The organism is Streptomyces sp. NPDC021356 (genome assembly GCF_040641015.1).
In the GTDB taxonomy this organism is placed as follows: Bacteria; Actinomycetota; Actinomycetes; order Streptomycetales; family Streptomycetaceae; genus Streptomyces.
The window spans coordinates 247,257-262,931 of record NZ_JBFACU010000012.1 but is presented as its reverse complement, the minus strand read 5'-3'; the positions used below and the strand labels follow the sequence as shown (position 1 = coordinate 262,931).

Annotated in this window: 13 protein-coding genes; 5 read left to right on the top strand and 8 right to left on the bottom strand. The window is 73.8% G+C overall.

All coding sequences use genetic code 11. The features are described from left to right. The first annotated feature begins 228 nt into the window (after positions 1-228). Positions 229-1,038, top strand: a complete 810-nt coding sequence (locus tag AB0G56_RS18980) for a maleylpyruvate isomerase family mycothiol-dependent enzyme (RefSeq protein WP_360970519.1) — start codon at positions 229-231, stop codon at positions 1,036-1,038. Between the two features lie 24 nt (positions 1,039-1,062). On the opposite strand, the gene AB0G56_RS18975 is transcribed toward AB0G56_RS18980, so the two are convergent. From AB0G56_RS18975 to AB0G56_RS18965, 3 genes are all read right to left on the bottom strand, one after another. Further along, positions 1,063-1,728 (bottom strand): response regulator transcription factor, encoded by a 666-nt coding sequence (locus tag AB0G56_RS18975; protein WP_360970517.1) that lies wholly within the window; start codon positions 1,726-1,728, stop codon positions 1,063-1,065. Next, positions 1,725-2,969: a sensor histidine kinase gene (locus AB0G56_RS18970; RefSeq protein ID WP_360970515.1), complete on the bottom strand. Its 1,245-nt coding sequence runs from the start codon at positions 2,967-2,969 to the stop codon at positions 1,725-1,727. Before AB0G56_RS18970 ends, AB0G56_RS18975 begins: the two co-directional genes overlap by 4 nt. Before the next feature lie 339 nt (positions 2,970-3,308). Beyond that, the gene (locus tag AB0G56_RS18965) at positions 3,309-4,592 is read right to left on the bottom strand and encodes a geranylgeranyl reductase family protein (RefSeq protein WP_360970513.1); all 1,284 of its coding nucleotides are present in this window, start codon (positions 4,590-4,592) and stop codon (positions 3,309-3,311) included. Positions 4,593-4,808: 216 nt separating this feature from the next. On the opposite strand from AB0G56_RS18965, the gene AB0G56_RS18960 reads away from it, so the two are divergent. Both AB0G56_RS18960 and AB0G56_RS18955 read left to right on the top strand, forming a co-directional pair. Then, on the top strand, positions 4,809-6,161 hold the full coding sequence (locus AB0G56_RS18960) for a dipeptidase (protein WP_360970511.1): 1,353 nt from the start codon (positions 4,809-4,811) through the stop codon (positions 6,159-6,161). An 87-nt stretch (positions 6,162-6,248) separates the two neighbouring features. Next, positions 6,249-6,965 (top strand): MBL fold metallo-hydrolase, encoded by a 717-nt coding sequence (locus tag AB0G56_RS18955; RefSeq protein WP_360970509.1) that lies wholly within the window; start codon positions 6,249-6,251, stop codon positions 6,963-6,965. Between the two features lie 219 nt (positions 6,966-7,184). Here AB0G56_RS18955 and AB0G56_RS18950 read toward each other — a convergent pair whose 3' ends face one another. Further along, positions 7,185-8,231, bottom strand: a complete 1,047-nt coding sequence (locus AB0G56_RS18950; RefSeq protein WP_360970507.1) for an NUDIX domain-containing protein — start codon at positions 8,229-8,231, stop codon at positions 7,185-7,187. Between the two features lie 123 nt (positions 8,232-8,354). Further along, positions 8,355-8,549: a hypothetical protein gene (locus tag AB0G56_RS18945; protein WP_360970505.1), complete on the bottom strand. Its 195-nt coding sequence runs from the start codon at positions 8,547-8,549 to the stop codon at positions 8,355-8,357. Between the two features lie 188 nt (positions 8,550-8,737). Here AB0G56_RS18945 and AB0G56_RS18940 point away from each other — a divergent pair, with 188 nt between their 5' ends. Next, complete coding sequence (locus AB0G56_RS18940; protein WP_360970504.1) at positions 8,738-10,768, top strand: NPCBM/NEW2 domain-containing protein; 2,031 nt, start codon at positions 8,738-8,740, stop codon at positions 10,766-10,768. 102 nt (positions 10,769-10,870) lie between these two features. Here the strand turns inward: AB0G56_RS18940 and AB0G56_RS18935 are convergent, their stop codons facing one another. After that, positions 10,871-11,824 (bottom strand): ROK family protein, encoded by a 954-nt coding sequence (locus AB0G56_RS18935; RefSeq protein WP_360970502.1) that lies wholly within the window; start codon positions 11,822-11,824, stop codon positions 10,871-10,873. 207 nt (positions 11,825-12,031) lie between these two features. On the opposite strand from AB0G56_RS18935, the gene AB0G56_RS18930 reads away from it, so the two are divergent. Continuing rightward, positions 12,032-13,093 carry a LacI family DNA-binding transcriptional regulator gene (locus AB0G56_RS18930; RefSeq protein ID WP_360970500.1) on the top strand — a complete coding sequence of 354 codons (1,062 nt, stop codon included), beginning with the start codon at positions 12,032-12,034 and terminating at the stop codon, positions 13,091-13,093. 81 nt (positions 13,094-13,174) lie between these two features. Here AB0G56_RS18930 and AB0G56_RS18925 read toward each other — a convergent pair whose 3' ends face one another. Next, a complete protein-coding gene (locus AB0G56_RS18925) occupies positions 13,175-14,479 on the bottom strand; it encodes an aldolase/citrate lyase family protein (RefSeq protein WP_360970498.1) in 1,305 nt (434 codons plus the stop codon). Between the two features lie 197 nt (positions 14,480-14,676). Next, positions 14,677-15,639 carry an electron transfer flavoprotein subunit alpha/FixB family protein gene (locus AB0G56_RS18920; RefSeq protein WP_360970496.1) on the bottom strand — a complete coding sequence of 321 codons (963 nt, stop codon included), beginning with the start codon at positions 15,637-15,639 and terminating at the stop codon, positions 14,677-14,679. Positions 15,640-15,675 lie beyond the last annotated feature (36 nt).

Genomic DNA, 15,675 nt, shown 5'->3' with positions numbered 1-15,675 from the left:
CACCCCCCAGGTCATCCACTCGACAGGGGGGAACAGTCATGCCGGGCCCGGAGGCCAGCGGCCCTCTTGCAGGACCGCGAAGAAGATAACGGGGGAGCCGGCCGACGGCGCGACCGCCCCTCGCGGCGGGCGCCCGTCTCCCGGTTCTCAGCGACGCCCTCTGCCCGGTTCCGCGGGCCGCCCGCCGTCCGGTTCCACGGGCGCCCGCGGTCCGGCACACTTCCCGGCATGGAGACTGCCGATTTCCTCGACACGCTGGAGCGGGAGGGCCGGCTGCTGGCGGCGGCGGCCGGGGAGGCGGGGACCGGGGCGCGGGTGCCGTCCTGCCCCGCATGGCGGGTGCGCGACCTGCTGCGGCACACGGGTGTGGTGCACCGGTGGGCCGCCGCCTTCGTCGCGGACGCGTACCCCTCCCCGCGGCCCATGGGCGACCCCCCGGACCCTGACGGCGCCGCGCTGGTGGACTGGTACCGCGACAGCCACCGCTCTCTCGTGCGGACCCTGGCGCAGGCACCGGGCGACGTCGCGTGCTGGACGTTCCACCCGGCGCCGCTGCCCTCGCCCTCGCCGCTGGCCTTCTGGACCCGGCGGCAGGCGCACGAGACGGCCGTCCACCGTTTCGACGCCGAGACGGCACGCGGTGGCACGCCGACCCCGATCGCCGCGGAGTTCGCTGTCGACGGCATCGACGAGCTGTTGCGCGGCTTCCACGCCCGCGCCCGCAGCCGGGTCCGCACCGCGCGGCCGCGCCTGCTGCGGATCCGCGCGGAGGGCGCGAAGGACGTCGACAGCGCCGGCCCCGGCGGCGACGCGCTGTGGACCGTACGGCTCTCGGACGGGCCGCCGGTCACGGAGCGAAACCGTCCCACGGGAGCAGCCCCCGACGCCGGAACCGATGCCGGTACCCACGCCGACGCCGAACTCGCCGGTCCCGCCGACCGGATGTACCTCGCGCTGTGGAACCGGGTCCCGGTGCCGCGCGTGACGGGGGACGCCTCGCTGGCCGCCCTGTGGCGGGAGACCTCGGCGATCGTCTGAGCCGGGCGGGGACGGCGTACGGGCTCAGCCCAGCCAGCCCGGCCGGACCAGCCCCGACTCGTAGGCGAGGACGACCAGTTGGGCCCGGTCGCGGGCGCCCAGTTTCACCATGGTGCGGCTGACATGGGTCTTGGCGGTGAGCGGGCTGACCACCAGGCGGCGGGCGATCTCCTCGTTGGACAGGCCGATGCCGACCAGGGCCATGACCTCGCGCTCGCGGTCGGTGAGCCGGCCGAGGGCGTCGGCCGCCGCCGGCTCCTTGGAGCGGGCGGCGAACTCCGCGATCAGACGACGGGTGACCCCGGGCGACAGCAGCGCGTCGCCGTCGACCACCGCCCGTACCGCCCGCAGCAGTTCCTCGGGTTCGGTGTCCTTGACCAGGAACCCGGAGGCGCCCGAGCGGATCGCCTCGAAGACGTACTCGTCGAGTTCGAAGGTGGTCAGCATGACCACCTTGACGTCCTTCAGGTCCGCGTCACCGGTGATGCGGCGGGTCGCCGCCAGGCCGTCCAGGGCGGGCATGCGGATGTCCATCAGGACGACGTCGGGGCGCAGTTCGCGCACCACGCGCAGGGCCTCCTCGCCGTCGGCGGCCTCCCCGGCGACCTCGATGTCCGGTTGCGCGTCGAGCAGCGCCCTGAACCCGGCCCGCACCAGTGACTGGTCGTCGGCGAGCGTCACGCGGATCACCGGTTCTCCTCCTCGGTCGTCACGGGCAGCACGGCGATGACGCGCCAGCCGCCGTCGGGGCGCGGGCCCGCCTCGATGGTGCCACCGAGCGCGGCGGCCCGCTCACGCATTCCGGCCAGCCCGTTGCCGCTGCCGCCGGCGTCCGCGCCGGTCGCGGGTCCGTCGTCGTCGACGCGCAGCAGCAGCGTGCCGCCGTCGCGGGCGATGCGCACGCGCGCGTGCCGGGATCCGGAGTGCCGTACGACGTTGGTGAGGGCCTCCTGGACGATCCGGAAGGCGGCGAGGCCGGTGCCGGGCGGCAGCGGGGGCGGGGTTCCGTCGATCTCGACGGTGAGGCCGGCGCTCGCCGCCTGGTCGGCGAGTTCGGGCAGCCGGTCCAGGCCGGGCGCGGGGGCGCGCGGTGCGTCGCCGGGGGTGCGCAGGGTGCTGAGCACCTGCCGCACCTCGCCCAGCGCCTCCTTGCTGGCGGCCTTGATGGTGGTGAGCGCCGTGCGGGCCTGTTCCGGGTCGGTGTCGAGGAGGGCGAGCCCGACCCCCGCCTGGACGTTGATGACGGAGATGCTGTGGGCGAGGACGTCGTGCAGTTCGCGGGCGATCCGCAGCCGTTCCTCGTCGGCGCGCCGCCGGGCCGCCTGGGCGCGCTCGGCACGCTCCCTGGCCCACTGTTCGCGGCGCACGCGAGCCAGTTCGGAGACGGCGACGACGGCCACCACCCAGGTGGCGACGACCAGTTGCCGCCCCCAGCCGGAGGCGGTGTCGCCGGGCGGCGGCAGCCGGCGGTAGAGCCACAGCACGATCAGCGCGTGCCCGGCCCACAGCAGCCCCACGGACGCCCAGGCGGCCCGGCGCCGCCCGGCGACGACGGCGCTGAAACAGCTGACGACGACGGCCAGGAACACCGGACCGTACGGATAACCCGCGGCCAGGTAAGCCAGGGTCGCCGCCGCCGTCCCGTACGCGACGGACGCCGGGAACCGCCTGCGCCACAGCAGCAGCCCGGCCGCCACGGTCACCAGGGCGTAGGCGTACCCGTCCAGGGCCTCGCGGTGGCCCTGCTGGGCGTGGGCCGAGAAGTGGGTGCCGACGAGGACGAAGGCGGTGAAGAGCAGGGTGGAGGGCCAGGGCCAGGGCCAGGACCGGCGGGCGCCGGGCCGCTCCTGCCCGTCGCCGCGGTGCCACCACGGGGGCCCCTGCCGCCACCACTGCGGCGGCCCGCCCCCGTGCACCCGCTGCTCGTCCATGCCCGCCACGCTAGAGGGCGCGTACCGCCGGACGCGTCAGCCGAGCGGGGTGATCACCCGTACTCCCCGGGAAGTACGCCGCCCTCCAGGGCCGCGGCCGGACGGCCGCCGTCGCGACGACCGCGCACGGCACCCGCTCGCCCGAAACGGCCAGGGCGGCTACGGTCCCCACGGCGCCGGCCCGGCGACCGCGGGGAGCGGCCACACCCCACCGAGCCCTCCGGCCCCCCGCGCGGCTCTGCGGCCCGCGCCCGGCCGTACGGGCCCCGCTCCGGGCCGTACGGCCTTGCGCACCCCGGTCCGGGACGGAAGTCGCGGGCCTGACGAAGTTCACGGACGTCAGGGGCGCGGGCCGACCGCCGTCTCCTCCGCGTCGTCCTCGGCCTCCTGGGCAGCGGGCGCGTCGGCCGCCGCGGGCCGGCGGTCCATCATGCTCAGGGCGCGCTGGGCGACCGGATGGTTGCGGACCAGCTCGCCCAGTGTCGTCGAGCCCTGGGTGATGTCCCTGAACGCCTTCCAGGCCGGACGGAAGCCCGTCAGGGCGGCGTGGAAGAGGCCGGGGCGGCGCTCGAAGGCCGCCAGCATCCGCTTGCCGACGGCCATCTCGACGCCCAGCCCCGCCTTGATGGCGAACGCGTAGTTCAGGGCCTGGCGCCGCGCGTCCACCGCGTCGTGCGCCTCGGCGATCCGCACCGCCCACTCACCCGCGAGCCGTCCGGACCTGAGCGCGAAGGAGATGCCCTCGCGCGTCCACGGCTCCAGCATCCCCGCCGCGTCCCCGCACACCAGCACGCGTCCGCGCGAGAGCGGCGAGTCGTCGGCGCGGCAGCGGGTCAGGTGCCCGGAGGAGACGCTCGGTTCGAAGCCGGCGAGGCCCAGCCGGGCGATGAAGTCCTCCAGGTACCGCTTGGTCGCGGCGCCTTCGCCGCGGGCCGAGATCACCCCGACCGTCAGCGTGTCGTCCTTGGGGAACACCCAGCCGTAACTGCCCGGCATGGGACCCCAGTCGATCAGGACGCGCCCGCGCCAGTCCGCGGCCACGGTCTCGGGGACCGGGATCTCCGCCTCCAGGCCGAGGTCCACCTGGTCGAGCTTGACCCCGACGTGGGCCCCTATGCGGCTGGCGCTGCCGTCGGCGCCGACCACCGCGCGGGCCAGGACCGTCTCGCCGCCCTGGAGCACCACGGCGACCGTCCGCCGGTCCGGCACCGCCGAGCCGTGCTGCTCGACCCTGGACACGGTGGCGCCGGTGCGCAGCTCGGCACCCGCCTTCTGCGCGTGCTCGACGAGCTGCTGGTCGAACTCGGGCCGGTTGATCAGCCCGAACAGCATCTGCTTGGAGCGCCGGGTGCGGACGAAGCGGCCGTTGTGGGAGAACGTCACCGCGTGCACCCGGTCCTTCAGCGGAAGGTCGAACCCGGGCGGCAACGAGTCGCGCGAGGGACCGATGATCCCGCCGCCGCACGTTTTGTACCGTGGCAGTTCCGCCTTCTCCAGCAGCAGCACGCGCCGCCCCGCGACCGCCGCCGCGTAGGCGGCCGAGGCCCCCGCGGGTCCCGCGCCCACCACGACGACGTCCCACACCTGCTGCACGTCGTCCGCCGAAGAGTTCTCGCTGCTCACGATGGTCTACCGCTCCAGATCAACCCGGCTGCCGCTGCTGTCCCTGGCATCCTACGGCGGCTTCCGGTGCGGTCCGCTGTGGGAGGATCGGCAACGGACGCGCCCCGCCCACGAGGACGCGCCCGCGCTGACACGATCATCCGGAACACAGAAGTGCTCACAGAGCACCGACAAGGTGCTCACGAGTGCACTGTCGCACCCACAAGGAGCGTGCCCATGTCGTCGCATCCGGTCGCCGAGACCGTCGCCTCCCTGCTGCCCGGCGCCAGGGCGGAGCTGGCCGAGCTGGTGGCCTTCAAGTCGGTGGCGGACTTCGACCAGTATCCGAGGAGCGAGAGCGAGGGCGCGGCGAACTGGATCGCCGACGCGCTGCGCGCCGAGGGCTTCACCGACGTGGCCCTGCTCGACACCCCGGACGGCACGCAGTCGGTGTACGGCTACCTGCCCGGCCCCGAGGGCGCCAAGACCGTGCTGCTGTACGCCCACTACGACGTGCAGCCGCCGCTGGACGAGGCCGCGTGGGCCACGCCGCCCTTCGAGCTGACCGAGCGCGACGGCCGCTGGTACGGGCGCGGCGCCGCCGACTGCAAGGGCGGGGTCATCATGCACCTGCTCGCGCTGCGCGCCCTGAAGGCGAACGGCGGCATACCCGTCCACGTCAAGGTGATCGCCGAGGGCTCGGAGGAGCAGGGCACCGGCGGGCTGGAGCGCTACGCCGAGCAGCACCCGCAGCTGCTGGCGGCCGACACCATCGTGATCGGTGACACCGGCAACTTCCGCGTCGGTCTGCCCACCGTCACCAGCACCCTGCGCGGCATGACCCTGGTCCGCGTCCAGGTCGACACCCTTGAGGGCAACCTGCACTCCGGCCAGTTCGGCGGCGCGGCTCCCGACGCGCTCGCCGCCCTCATCCGCGTCCTGGACTCGCTGCGCGCCGAGGACGGCTCGACGACCGTGGACGGCCTCGCCGCCGACTCGGTGTGGGACGGTCTGGCGTACGACGAGACGCAGTTCCGCAAGGACGCCAAGGTGCTGGACGGGGTGGACCTGATCGGTTCGGGCGCCGTCGCCGACCGCGTCTGGGCCCGCCCGGCCGTCACGGTCCTCGGCATCGACTGCCCGCCCGTGGTCGGCGCCACCCCGTCCGTGCAGGCCGGGGCCCGCGCGCTGGTGAGCCTGCGGGTGCCGCCGGGCGTCGACGCCACCGAGGCGACCAAGCTGCTCCAGGCCCACCTGGAGGCGCACACGCCGTGGGGCGCCCGGGTGAGCACCGAGCAGATCGGCCAGGGCCAGGCCTTCCGCGCCGACACCACCAGCCCCGCCTACCAGGCGATGGCCGACGCCATGGCGGTCGCCTACCCCGGCGAGGAGTTGCAGTACGCCGGCCAGGGCGGCTCCATCCCGCTGTGCAACACCCTCGCCGCGCTGTACCCGCAGGCCGAGATCCTGCTCATCGGCCTGAGCGAGCCCGAGGCGCAGATCCACGCGGTGAACGAGAGCGTCTCCCCGAAGGAACTCGAGCGCCTGTCGGTCGCCGAGGCCCTGTTCCTGCTCAACTACGCGGGCTGAGCCCGAAAGCGCCCGCAAGACGTCGTCCGCTCTGCCGACAGCAGAGGACCCTCGCCCCGGGGCGGGGGTCCTCCCTACGGTCGTCCCATGGACGTCGTGGAGATCCTCCCCCGGTTGCATCTGCTGCGCTTCCCCGTGGGCCAGGCCTACCTGTGGTCCGACGACGACGGGCTGACGCTGGTCGACGCCGGACCGCTGGGCGCCGGCACGCCGATCGCCGCAGCGATCAGGTCCCTGGGACGCGACCCCGCCGAGCTGCGGCGGATCGTGCTCACCCACTTCCACGAGGACCACATGGGCGGGGCGGGTGAACTGGCCGGTCCGTACGGCGCCGAGGTACTGGCCCACCGCCTGGACGCGCCGGTCGTCAGGGGCGAGGCGCCCGCTGTCCCGCCGGTCTACCAGGACTGGGAGCGCCCCCTGCACGCGGCGGCCCTCGCCCAGCTCCCGCAGGGTGAGCCGGTCCGCCCGCCACGGCTCACCGAGCTGTCCGGCACCGATGTCCTCGACTTCGGCGGCGGCGCCCACGTCGTCCCGGCCCCGGGCCACACCGACGGCAGCATCAGTCTGCATCTCCCGCGGCACGGCGTCCTGTTCACGGGGGACGCGGTCGCCGCCTCCCCGGTGGACGGCTCGGTCGTCCTGGGCGTGTTCAACACCGACCGGGACCGGGCCGTCGCCTCTTTCCGGCGCCTGGCCGCGCTGGACACGGACGTCGCCTGCTTCGGCCACGGCGCTCCGGTGACCGAGAGGGCAGGGGAGACGCTCCGCCGCTCCGCGGACGGGTACCGGACGCCCGCCTGAGGGTCCGGGACCCGGCGCGGCTCCCGGACCCCCGGACGAACTCCGAGAAGCGGCCCGTCCGTTCCCGCGGAGCCTGCCTGTCCTACCGGCCGGAACCGGACCTGCCGAGCGGGACTGGACTACCGGCCCGGGACGACGGGACCCCTTCCCCCGTGGCGCGCCGCATGCCCCGGCCGCGCCCCGTACCCCGGCCGCGCGCCGGTCCACTCGCGTGGCCGGTCACCCCACCGGCACGCCCGCCTCCAGGTAGACCGCCGCCCCCCGTTCCCGGGCGCGCAGCGCCCAGCGCAGCCGTTCGTAGCGGACCGGCGGCAGCAGCCCGGCGGCCTCCCGCTCGGTGACGAAGCGGCAGTCGCGCAGTTCGGGACCGGGCAGCAGCAGCCGGCCGGCCGTGGCGGAGTCGAGCCGGCCGCCGTCGAAGAGGAGGCGCAGCCCGCCGAAGCCGGGGGGCGCGGGGCGTTCCCAGTCGACGACGAGCAGCCGGGGGACCTCCTCCATCCGTATCCCGGTCTCCTCGGCGACCTCGCGCATCCCGGCGCGGGCCGGGGCCTCGCCGGGCTCGACGACGCCTCCGGGGAACTCCCAGCCGGGTTTGTAGGTGGGGTCGACGAGCAGCACCCGGTCCCGTTCGTCGAAGAGGAGCACCCCGGAGGCGACGGTCTCGGAGGTGGGTTCGGGCGTCTGCACGATCTCGCAGGGCGTCGCGGTGCCGTCGCCGACGGCCTCGGCGATGCGGACGGCCGTCTCGTACGGGGTGAGGGAGCTGGTGTCGACGAGGTGGGCGTCGGCGGTGAGCCAGGTGGCCAGGGCGGTGCGGTAGGGCTCGATGTGGTCGTAGGCCCACTGGCGTATTCGCAGGTCGCCGTCGGGAAGGCCGGGCGGGATCTCGCGGCTCGCCATCCGTTCCCGCAGGATCGTTTCCGCCGGGGCGAGGAGCAGATGCCGCACATCGATGCGCCGGGCGGCGAGGCCGCCGAAGATCTCGTCGCGGTAGTCCTGGCGGAGCAGGGTCATCGGGACGACCAGGGTGCCGCCCAGTTCGGCGAGCATGGCGGCGGCCGTGTCGATCACCAGGCGCCGCCAGATCGGCAGGTCCTGGAAGTCGCCGACCTCGGCGAGGTGCTTGGGCGGCAGGAGGTGGTGCGTGAGAAGGCCGCCGATGATCTCCGGGTCGAAGAGCGTGCTGTGCGGGATCAGGTCGATCAGTTCCCGTGCGGTGGTGGACTTTCCCGCACCGAACGTGCCGTTGATCCAGACGACGGTCACTGGTCCCCCTCTTCTGTTGGCCCCCTGTGGCTTGCCCGCTTCACCCTGCCACGGAAACCAGGCCCAGTTGAGGGCGGCACGGGATAGCGCCGGGGGCGGCGCGGTCCCGCCCGGTCCGCCGTCTCAGCCGTCCTGCCCCAGGGCGTCGTCGTCCACGGCCAGGCTGTCGTGGCTGACGAGGTGGTCCACGGCGCCCACGGTGTCCTTCACGCCCAGGCCGCCGAGCGCGTCGTGGTCAGCGGCGTGCGAAGGAGTGATGGCGGCCACGACGAAGCCGGTGGCGAGGGAGGCGAGGGCGAGCATGCTGCGCTTCTTCATGCCTGCTCAACGGTGGACGGCGCCGTTGGTCACGCTCGCGTGAGCCAGGGCCGTGACGGCATATCGAACAACCGCTGAACAAGCGTGGCGCTCCCTTCCGACAGAGTCCGACAGGTCCTACCGTAAACGCACACGATGACGCGGACATGAAGTCATCCCACCTTTCGGGAGTTCGGAGGAACGTTCAGATGCGTCACCCGCACACACGCACCTCCCGTCGAAGAGTCGTCGGAGTACTGGCCGTCTCGCTGCTCGCCCTCGGGACAGCGGCCCCCTCGGTCGCCGTGGCCCGGGAACAGCGCTCCGCCCCGACCGAGGCCCGAGGACTCGCCCTCACCCCGCCGATGGGCTTCAACAACTGGAACTCCACCCACTGCGGCCCCGAGTTCAACGAATCCATGGTCGAGGGCATCGCCGACCTGTTCATCGAGAAGGGCCTGAAGGACGCCGGCTACCAGTACGTCAACCTGGACGACTGCTGGGCCCTGCCCGCCCGCGACGCGAACGGCCGGCTCGTCCCCGATCCGGTCCGCTTCCCGCACGGCATCGAAGCCGTGGCGGACTACGTGCACGCCAAGGGCCTCAAGCTCGGCATCTACACCAGCGCGGGCACCAAGACGTGCAGCAGCACCGGCTTCCCGGGCGCGCTCGGCCACGAGGAGAACGACGCCCGCCAGTTCGCCGAGTGGGGCATCGACTACCTCAAGTACGACAACTGCAACAACCAGGGCGCAGACGCCCGGCAGCGCTACGTCACCATGCGCGACGCCCTGCGGGACGCCACCGGCAGGACCGGCCGTCCCATCGTCTACAGCATCTGCGAATGGGGCGACAACAAGCCCTGGGAGTGGGCCTCCGGCGTGGGCCAGCTGTGGCGCACGACCCACGACATCCAGGACAAGTGGTCCTCGATGCTGTCGATCCTGAAGAAGAACCTGCCCCTGGCCCCGTACGCCGGCCCAGGCCACTGGAACGACCCCGACATGCTGGAGGTCGGCAACGGCGGCATGACGGACACGGAGTACCGCACCCACTTCTCGATGTGGTCGGTCATGGCCGCGCCCCTGCTCATCGGGTCCGACCTGCGCAAGGCGTCCCCCGCCACGCTCGGCATCCTGGCCAACAAGGACGTCATCGCCGTCGACCAGGACCCGCTGGGCAAGCAGGGCACCGTCGTCTCCTCCGAGGGCGGCCGCTGGGTCGTCGCCAAGCAGATGAAGGACGGCAGCCGCGCGGTGGCGCTGTTCAACGAGACGGACACCCCGCAGCACATCGCCACCACCGCCCGGGCGGTCGGCCTGCCGCAGGCCCCGGCCTACACGCTGCGCGACCTGTGGCAGCACCGGAACTACAACACCGCGGGCGCGGTCTCCGCGACCGTACCGGCCCACGGCACGGTGCTCGTACGGGTCTCACCCGACCGGCACTGGAGCAAGAACCCGCCCGCTGTCGAACTCGCCGCCGACAGCGCGCCCCTGGTCGTGGCGGGCAGGCCCGCCGCGCTGACGAGCACGGTGACCGACCTGGGCCGCACCTCGGCCCACGACGTCTCCGTGTCGCTGACCGGCCCTGAGGGCTGGACGGTGCGGGCCCGCTCCGCCCCCCGCGCCCACGCCGTCCCCACCGGCACCACCCTGACCACACGGTGGGCGGTCACGGCACCGAAGGGGACGCCGACCGGGTCGTACGACCTGACGCTCAGGACGAGCTACGGCTCCCCCGCCAAGGTCCGCGCCACGAACACGACGACGGTCACGGCGTCGGTGGTGGTGCCGCCGCCCGCCGGGACGTCGTACCTCGGTGACCTCCCGTGGATGTCCGCCACCAACGGCTACGGCCCCGTGGAACGCGACACCAGCAACGGGGAGAGCGCCGCGGGCGACGGCCGCCCGATCACCGTCGGCGGGGTCGTGTACGCCAAGGGGCTCGGCACCCACGCGCCGAGCGAGGTCACGTACTACACGGGGAAGGCCTGCACGAAGGTATCCGCGGACGTGGGCGTCGACGACGAGAAGGGCGCCAAGGGCACCGTCTCCTTCGAGATCTGGGCGGACGGCACCAAGGTCGCCTCGACCGGCGTCCTCACCAACGCGATGGCCGCCCAGCCGATCAGCGCCGACGTCACCGGCGCCCAGGTCGTCCGGCTCGTCGTCACCAACGGCGGCGACAACACCGACTCCGACCACGCCGACTGGGCGGACGCCCGGCTGACGTGCTGAACCGGTGATGCTCCGCACCAGGCGGTGAAGGGGGCCGGGCGACGCGTCGCCCGGCCCCCTTCGCTCCCGCGACTCCGTCCCGGCCGCCCGCCCGCCCGCCGGTCAGACTCCGGCCGCGGCGGCCTTCGTCCGGGCGGTGAGCGCCGCCGCGGCGGCCCCCACCAGCCCGGCGTCCGTGCCCATCTGCGCCGGGACGACCGTCAGGCGCCGGACGAAGGAGAGGGTCGCGTAGTCGGCCAGGGCCTTGCACAGCGGGTCGAACAGCACGTTCCCCGCCTTGCCCACTCCCCCGCCGATCACCGCGATGTCGATCTCGACCAGGGTCGCCGTCGCCGCGATGCCCGCGGCCAGGGCCCGGGCGGCGCGCTCGAAGGAGGCCACGGCGACCGGGTCCCCGGCGCGGGCCGCGGCGGCGACCGCGGCGGCCGTGGCGTCGCCGTCGGAGCCCGGCCGCCAGCCGTTCTCCAGCGCTCGGCGGGCGATGTTCGGGCCGCTGGCGATGCGCTCCACGCAGCCGCGCGACCCGCACGGGCACGGGTCCCCGTCCAGGTCGACGCTGATGTGGCCGATGTGGCCCGCGTTGCCCGTCGGGCCCGGGTGCAGCCGGCCCCCGAGGACCAGGCCGCCGCCCACTCCGGTGGAGACCACCATGCACAGCGCGTTGTCGTGCCCGCGGGCGGCGCCCTGCCAGTGCTCCGCCGCCGTGATGGCCACGCCGTCGCCGATCAGTTCCACGGGCAGCCCGCCCGCCGCGGCCCGGGCCCGCTCCACCAGCGGGTAGCCGCGCCAGCCGGGCACGTTGACCGGGCTGACCGTGCCGGCGGAGGCGTCCACCGGGCCCGCGCTGCCGATGCCCAGTGCCGTGGCCCGTCCCCACAGCTCCGACGTGCTCAGCTCGCCGAGCACGTCCTCCACGGCCCGCATGACGGTGCCGCCGTCCTCCTGCGCGGGAGTGGCGCGCTGGGCGCGCACCAGGATGCTGCCGTGGCCGTCCACCAGCGCGCCGGCGATCTTGGTGCCGCCGATGTCGAGCGCGGCCACGAGGTCGGTGTGCATCAGAGTCAGATCTCCCCGTCAACCATGAAAGAACCAAGAGGTGGGCGCAGCCCGGCCTCGCGTCGGGAGCGCGGACCGAGTATGCGGTGGACAGTCTCTCGCGGGTATGACAACGTTGTCCAGGCTCTATGCTCGACGCCACATCCTCATACGCATCCAGGGACCCCACACAGCCCCTGCGGACGACAAGGAACAGGACGCCGCATCGTGCCAGAGACCGCCCGCCGAGAAGACCGCCCCGCCGACCGCGCGTCCGGGACACGCTACGGCAATCGTCCGACCATGAAGGACGTGGCGGCCCGGGCCGGCGTGGGCCTCAAGACCGTCTCGCGCGTGGTCAACGGCGAGCCCGGCGTCACCCCCGACACCGAGCGGCGTGTCCAGGAGGCCATCGAGGCGCTCGGCTTCCGCCGCAACGACAGCGCGCGGGTGCTGCGCAAGGGCCGTACGGCGAGCATCGGCCTCGTCCTGGAGGACCTGGCCGACCCGTTCTACGGTCCGCTCAGCCGCGCCGTGGAGGAGGTCGCCCGGGCGCACGGAGCCCTGCTGATCAACGGCTCCAGCGCGGAGGACCCGGACCGCGAGCAGGAGCTGGCCCTGGCGCTGTGCGCGCGGCGGGTGGACGGGCTGGTCATCATCCCGGCCGGCGACGACCACCGGTACCTCGAACCGGAGATCAGGGCGGGCGTGGCGACCGTGTTCGTGGACCGCCCGGCCGGGCGGATCGACGCCGACGTCGTCCTCTCGGACAACTTCGGCGGCGCCCGCGACGGCGTCGCGCACCTGATCGCCCACGGCCACCGCCGGATCGGCTTCATCGGCGACATGCCCCGCATCCACACCGCGGCCGAACGCCTGCGCGGCTACCGGGCGGCGATGGAGGACGCGGGGACAACCGTCCAGGACGCCTGGATGTCGCTGGGTGTCACCGACCCGGAGCGGGTGCGCCGGGCGGCCGAGGAGATGCTGTCCGGTCCGGAGCCGGTCACCGCAGTCTTCACGGGCAACAACCGGGTGACGGTCACCGTGATCCGCGTCCTGGCCGCGCTGTCCCGGCCGGTCGCCCTCGTCGGCTTCGACGACATCGAACTCGCCGACCTGCTCCAGCCGGGTGTCACCGTGGTCGCCCAGGACGCGGCGGCCCTCGGCCGCACCGCCGCCGAGCGGCTCTTCCGCCAGCTGGACGGCGCTCTGCTGGCCCCCGAGCGCATCGAACTGCCCACCCGGCTCGTCCAGCGCGGTTCGGGCGAACTGCCGCCCTCGGCGTGAGCCGCCGCGTGGCCAGGCCTCGTGGACTCCGCGGCGCCGCGCGGCCCGCTTCGGAAGCGGGCCGGGCGGGCGCCCGGGGGGCTACTGCGCGGACGCCGTGAGGTCGCCGCGGCGCGGAGCGGCGAAGCCCTCCAGGTCGGCGCGGGTCAGGCCGGTGAGACGGGCCACCTCGGCGATGTCGAGGGCCCCGCAGTCCAGGCCGCGCAGCAGGTAGTTGCTGAGCGCCTTGGCCGTGGCGGGCTCGTCCATCACGTCGCCGCCGGCCCGGTTGGCGTACCGGGCGAGGCGGCCCGCCGCCTGCTCGAAGCCCTCGCGGTAGAAGGCGAACACGGCGGCGTACCGGGTCGGGATGTGACCGGGGTGCATGTCCCAGCCCTGGTAGTAGGCGCGGGCCAGGGCGCGGCGGGTGAGGCCGTAGTGCAGGCGCCAGGCGTCGTGGACCTTCTCGGTGGGCCCCACCGGCAGGACGTTGGTGGAACCGTCCGAGACGCGTACGCCGGTGCCGGCCGCGGCGACCTGCATGACGGCCTTGGCGTGGTCGGCGGCCGGGTGGTCGCTGGCCTGGTAGGCGGCGGATACGCCGAGGCAGGCGCTGTAGTCGAAGGTGCCGTAGTGCAGGCCGGTGGCGCGGCCCTCGGCGGCCTGGATCATCCGGGCGACGGCGGCGGTGCCGTCGGAGGCCAGGATGGACTGGCTGGTCTCGATCTGGATCTCGAAGCCGAGCCGGCCGGCGTCCAGCCCGTGGGCCTTCTCGAAGGCCTCCAGGAGCCGCACCATGGCGGTGACCTGCTCGGGGTACGTCACCTTCGGCAGCGTCAGGACCAGCCCGTCGGGCAGTCCGCCGGCCCGCACCAGACCGCTGAGGAAGACGTCGAGGGTGCGGATGCCCCGGTCGCGGACCGGCGCTTCCATGCACTTCATGCGGATGCCCATGTAGGGCGCGGCCGTGCCCTTGGCGTACGCCTCGGCCACCAGCCGGGCCGCGCGGGCGGCTGCCTGGTCCTCCTCGGCGTCGGGACGGGGGCCGTAGCCGTCCTCGAAGTCGATGCGGAGGTCTTCGATCGGTTCGCGTTCCAGCTTGGCGCGGACGCGGGAGTACACCGGCTCGGCGAATTCGTCGCTCAGGCCGAGGACGGCGGCGAACGACGCGGCGTCCGGGGCGTGTTCGTCGAGGGCGGCGAGCGCCTGGTCGCCCCAGGAGCGGAGGGTGTCGGCGGCGAAGGCGTCACCGGGGACGTACACGGTGTGGACGGGCTGGCGGGACCCCGGATCGCCCGGGTAGCAGCGCTCCAGCTCGGCGTCGACCGGCGCGAGGGAGGCACTGATCTCCTCGCTGACGGCGCCCGCAAGGCTCGTCGCCACCGTCTCCTGCTGGCCCTGACCCATTCCACACCCTCCTATTTTCCGTTGTGCGGAATCAATAATCCGCACTACGAAGCTATCCGTGGAGCTTCCCGCCGGTCAACACCTGTCCGCAGCCTGAGCCGTCGCCGGATCCCGGACAAGCCGGACAAGCCGCGGCCCCCGCGACCGGTGACGGTCACGGGGGCCTGGCCCGATGCGGCCCGCAAGGGCCCGCAGGATCAGCCCTTGCGGGTCTTGATCTCGTCGGTGAGCTGGGGGACGACCTCGAAGAGGTCGCCGACGACGCCGTAGTCGACGAGGTCGAAGATGGGGGCCTCGGGGTCCTTGTTGACCGCGACGATCGTCTTCGACGTCTGCATGCCGGCCCGGTGCTGGATGGCGCCGGAGATGCCGTTGGCGATGTACAGCTGCGGCGAGACGGACTTGCCGGTCTGGCCGACCTGGTTGGTGTGCGGGTACCAGCCCGCGTCGACCGCGGCGCGCGAGGCGCCCACGGCCGCGCCGAGGGAGTCGGCCAGCGCCTCGATGATCGCGAAGTTCTCCGCGCCGTTCACGCCGCGGCCGCCGGAGACGACGATCGCGGCCTCGGTCAGCTCGGGGCGGCCCGTCGACTCACGCGGGGTGCGGGCGGTGACCTTCGTCCCGGTGGCCTTCTCGGAGAAGGACACCTCCAGGGCCTCGACCGCACCGGCGGCCGGGGCGGCCTCCACGGCGGCGCTGTTGGGCTTGACCGTGATGACCGGGGTGCCCTTGGACACGCGGGACTTGGTGGTGTAGGAGGCGGCGAACACCGACTGGGTGGCCACCGGACCCTCGGCACCGGCCTCCAGGTCGATGGCGTCGGTGATGACGCCCGAACCGATGCGCAGCGCCAGGCGGGCGGCGATCTCCTTGCCCTCCGTGGAGGAGGGGACCAGGACGGCGGCCGGGGAGACCTGCGCGACGGCGGCCTGCAGCGCGTCCACCTTCGGGACCACCAGGTACTCGGTGTACTCGGCGGCCTCGTCGGTCAGGACGCGGGTCGCGCCGTGCTCGGCGAGGGCGGCGGCGGTGTCGGCGGCGCCGGCCCCGAGGGCGACGGCGACCGGCTCGCCGATACGGCGGGCCAGGGTCAGCAGCTCCAGGGTGGGCTTGCGGACGGCACCGTCCACGTGATCGACGTAGACGAGGACTTCAGCCATGGGACTTCTTCTCTCCTGCTTGCGACGTATGAGGAA

What these genes read in the sequence shown, in the direction of transcription:
- AB0G56_RS18980 (WP_360970519.1), top strand. Translation starts at nt 229, where the DNA reads ATGGAGACTGCCGATTTCCTCGACACGCTGGAGCGGGAGGGCCGGCTG.
- AB0G56_RS18970 (WP_360970515.1), bottom strand. Translation starts at nt 2,969, where the DNA reads ATGGACGAGCAGCGGGTGCACGGGGGCGGGCCGCCGCAGTGGTGGCGG.
- AB0G56_RS18960 (WP_360970511.1), top strand. Translation starts at nt 4,809, where the DNA reads ATGTCGTCGCATCCGGTCGCCGAGACCGTCGCCTCCCTGCTGCCCGGC.
- AB0G56_RS18955 (WP_360970509.1), top strand. Translation starts at nt 6,249, where the DNA reads ATGGACGTCGTGGAGATCCTCCCCCGGTTGCATCTGCTGCGCTTCCCC.
- AB0G56_RS18945 (WP_360970505.1), bottom strand. Translation starts at nt 8,549, where the DNA reads ATGAAGAAGCGCAGCATGCTCGCCCTCGCCTCCCTCGCCACCGGCTTC.
- AB0G56_RS18940 (WP_360970504.1), top strand. Translation starts at nt 8,738, where the DNA reads ATGCGTCACCCGCACACACGCACCTCCCGTCGAAGAGTCGTCGGAGTA.
- AB0G56_RS18935 (WP_360970502.1), bottom strand. Translation starts at nt 11,824, where the DNA reads ATGCACACCGACCTCGTGGCCGCGCTCGACATCGGCGGCACCAAGATC.
- AB0G56_RS18925 (WP_360970498.1), bottom strand. Translation starts at nt 14,479, where the DNA reads ATGGGTCAGGGCCAGCAGGAGACGGTGGCGACGAGCCTTGCGGGCGCC.
- AB0G56_RS18920 (WP_360970496.1), bottom strand. Translation starts at nt 15,639, where the DNA reads ATGGCTGAAGTCCTCGTCTACGTCGATCACGTGGACGGTGCCGTCCGC.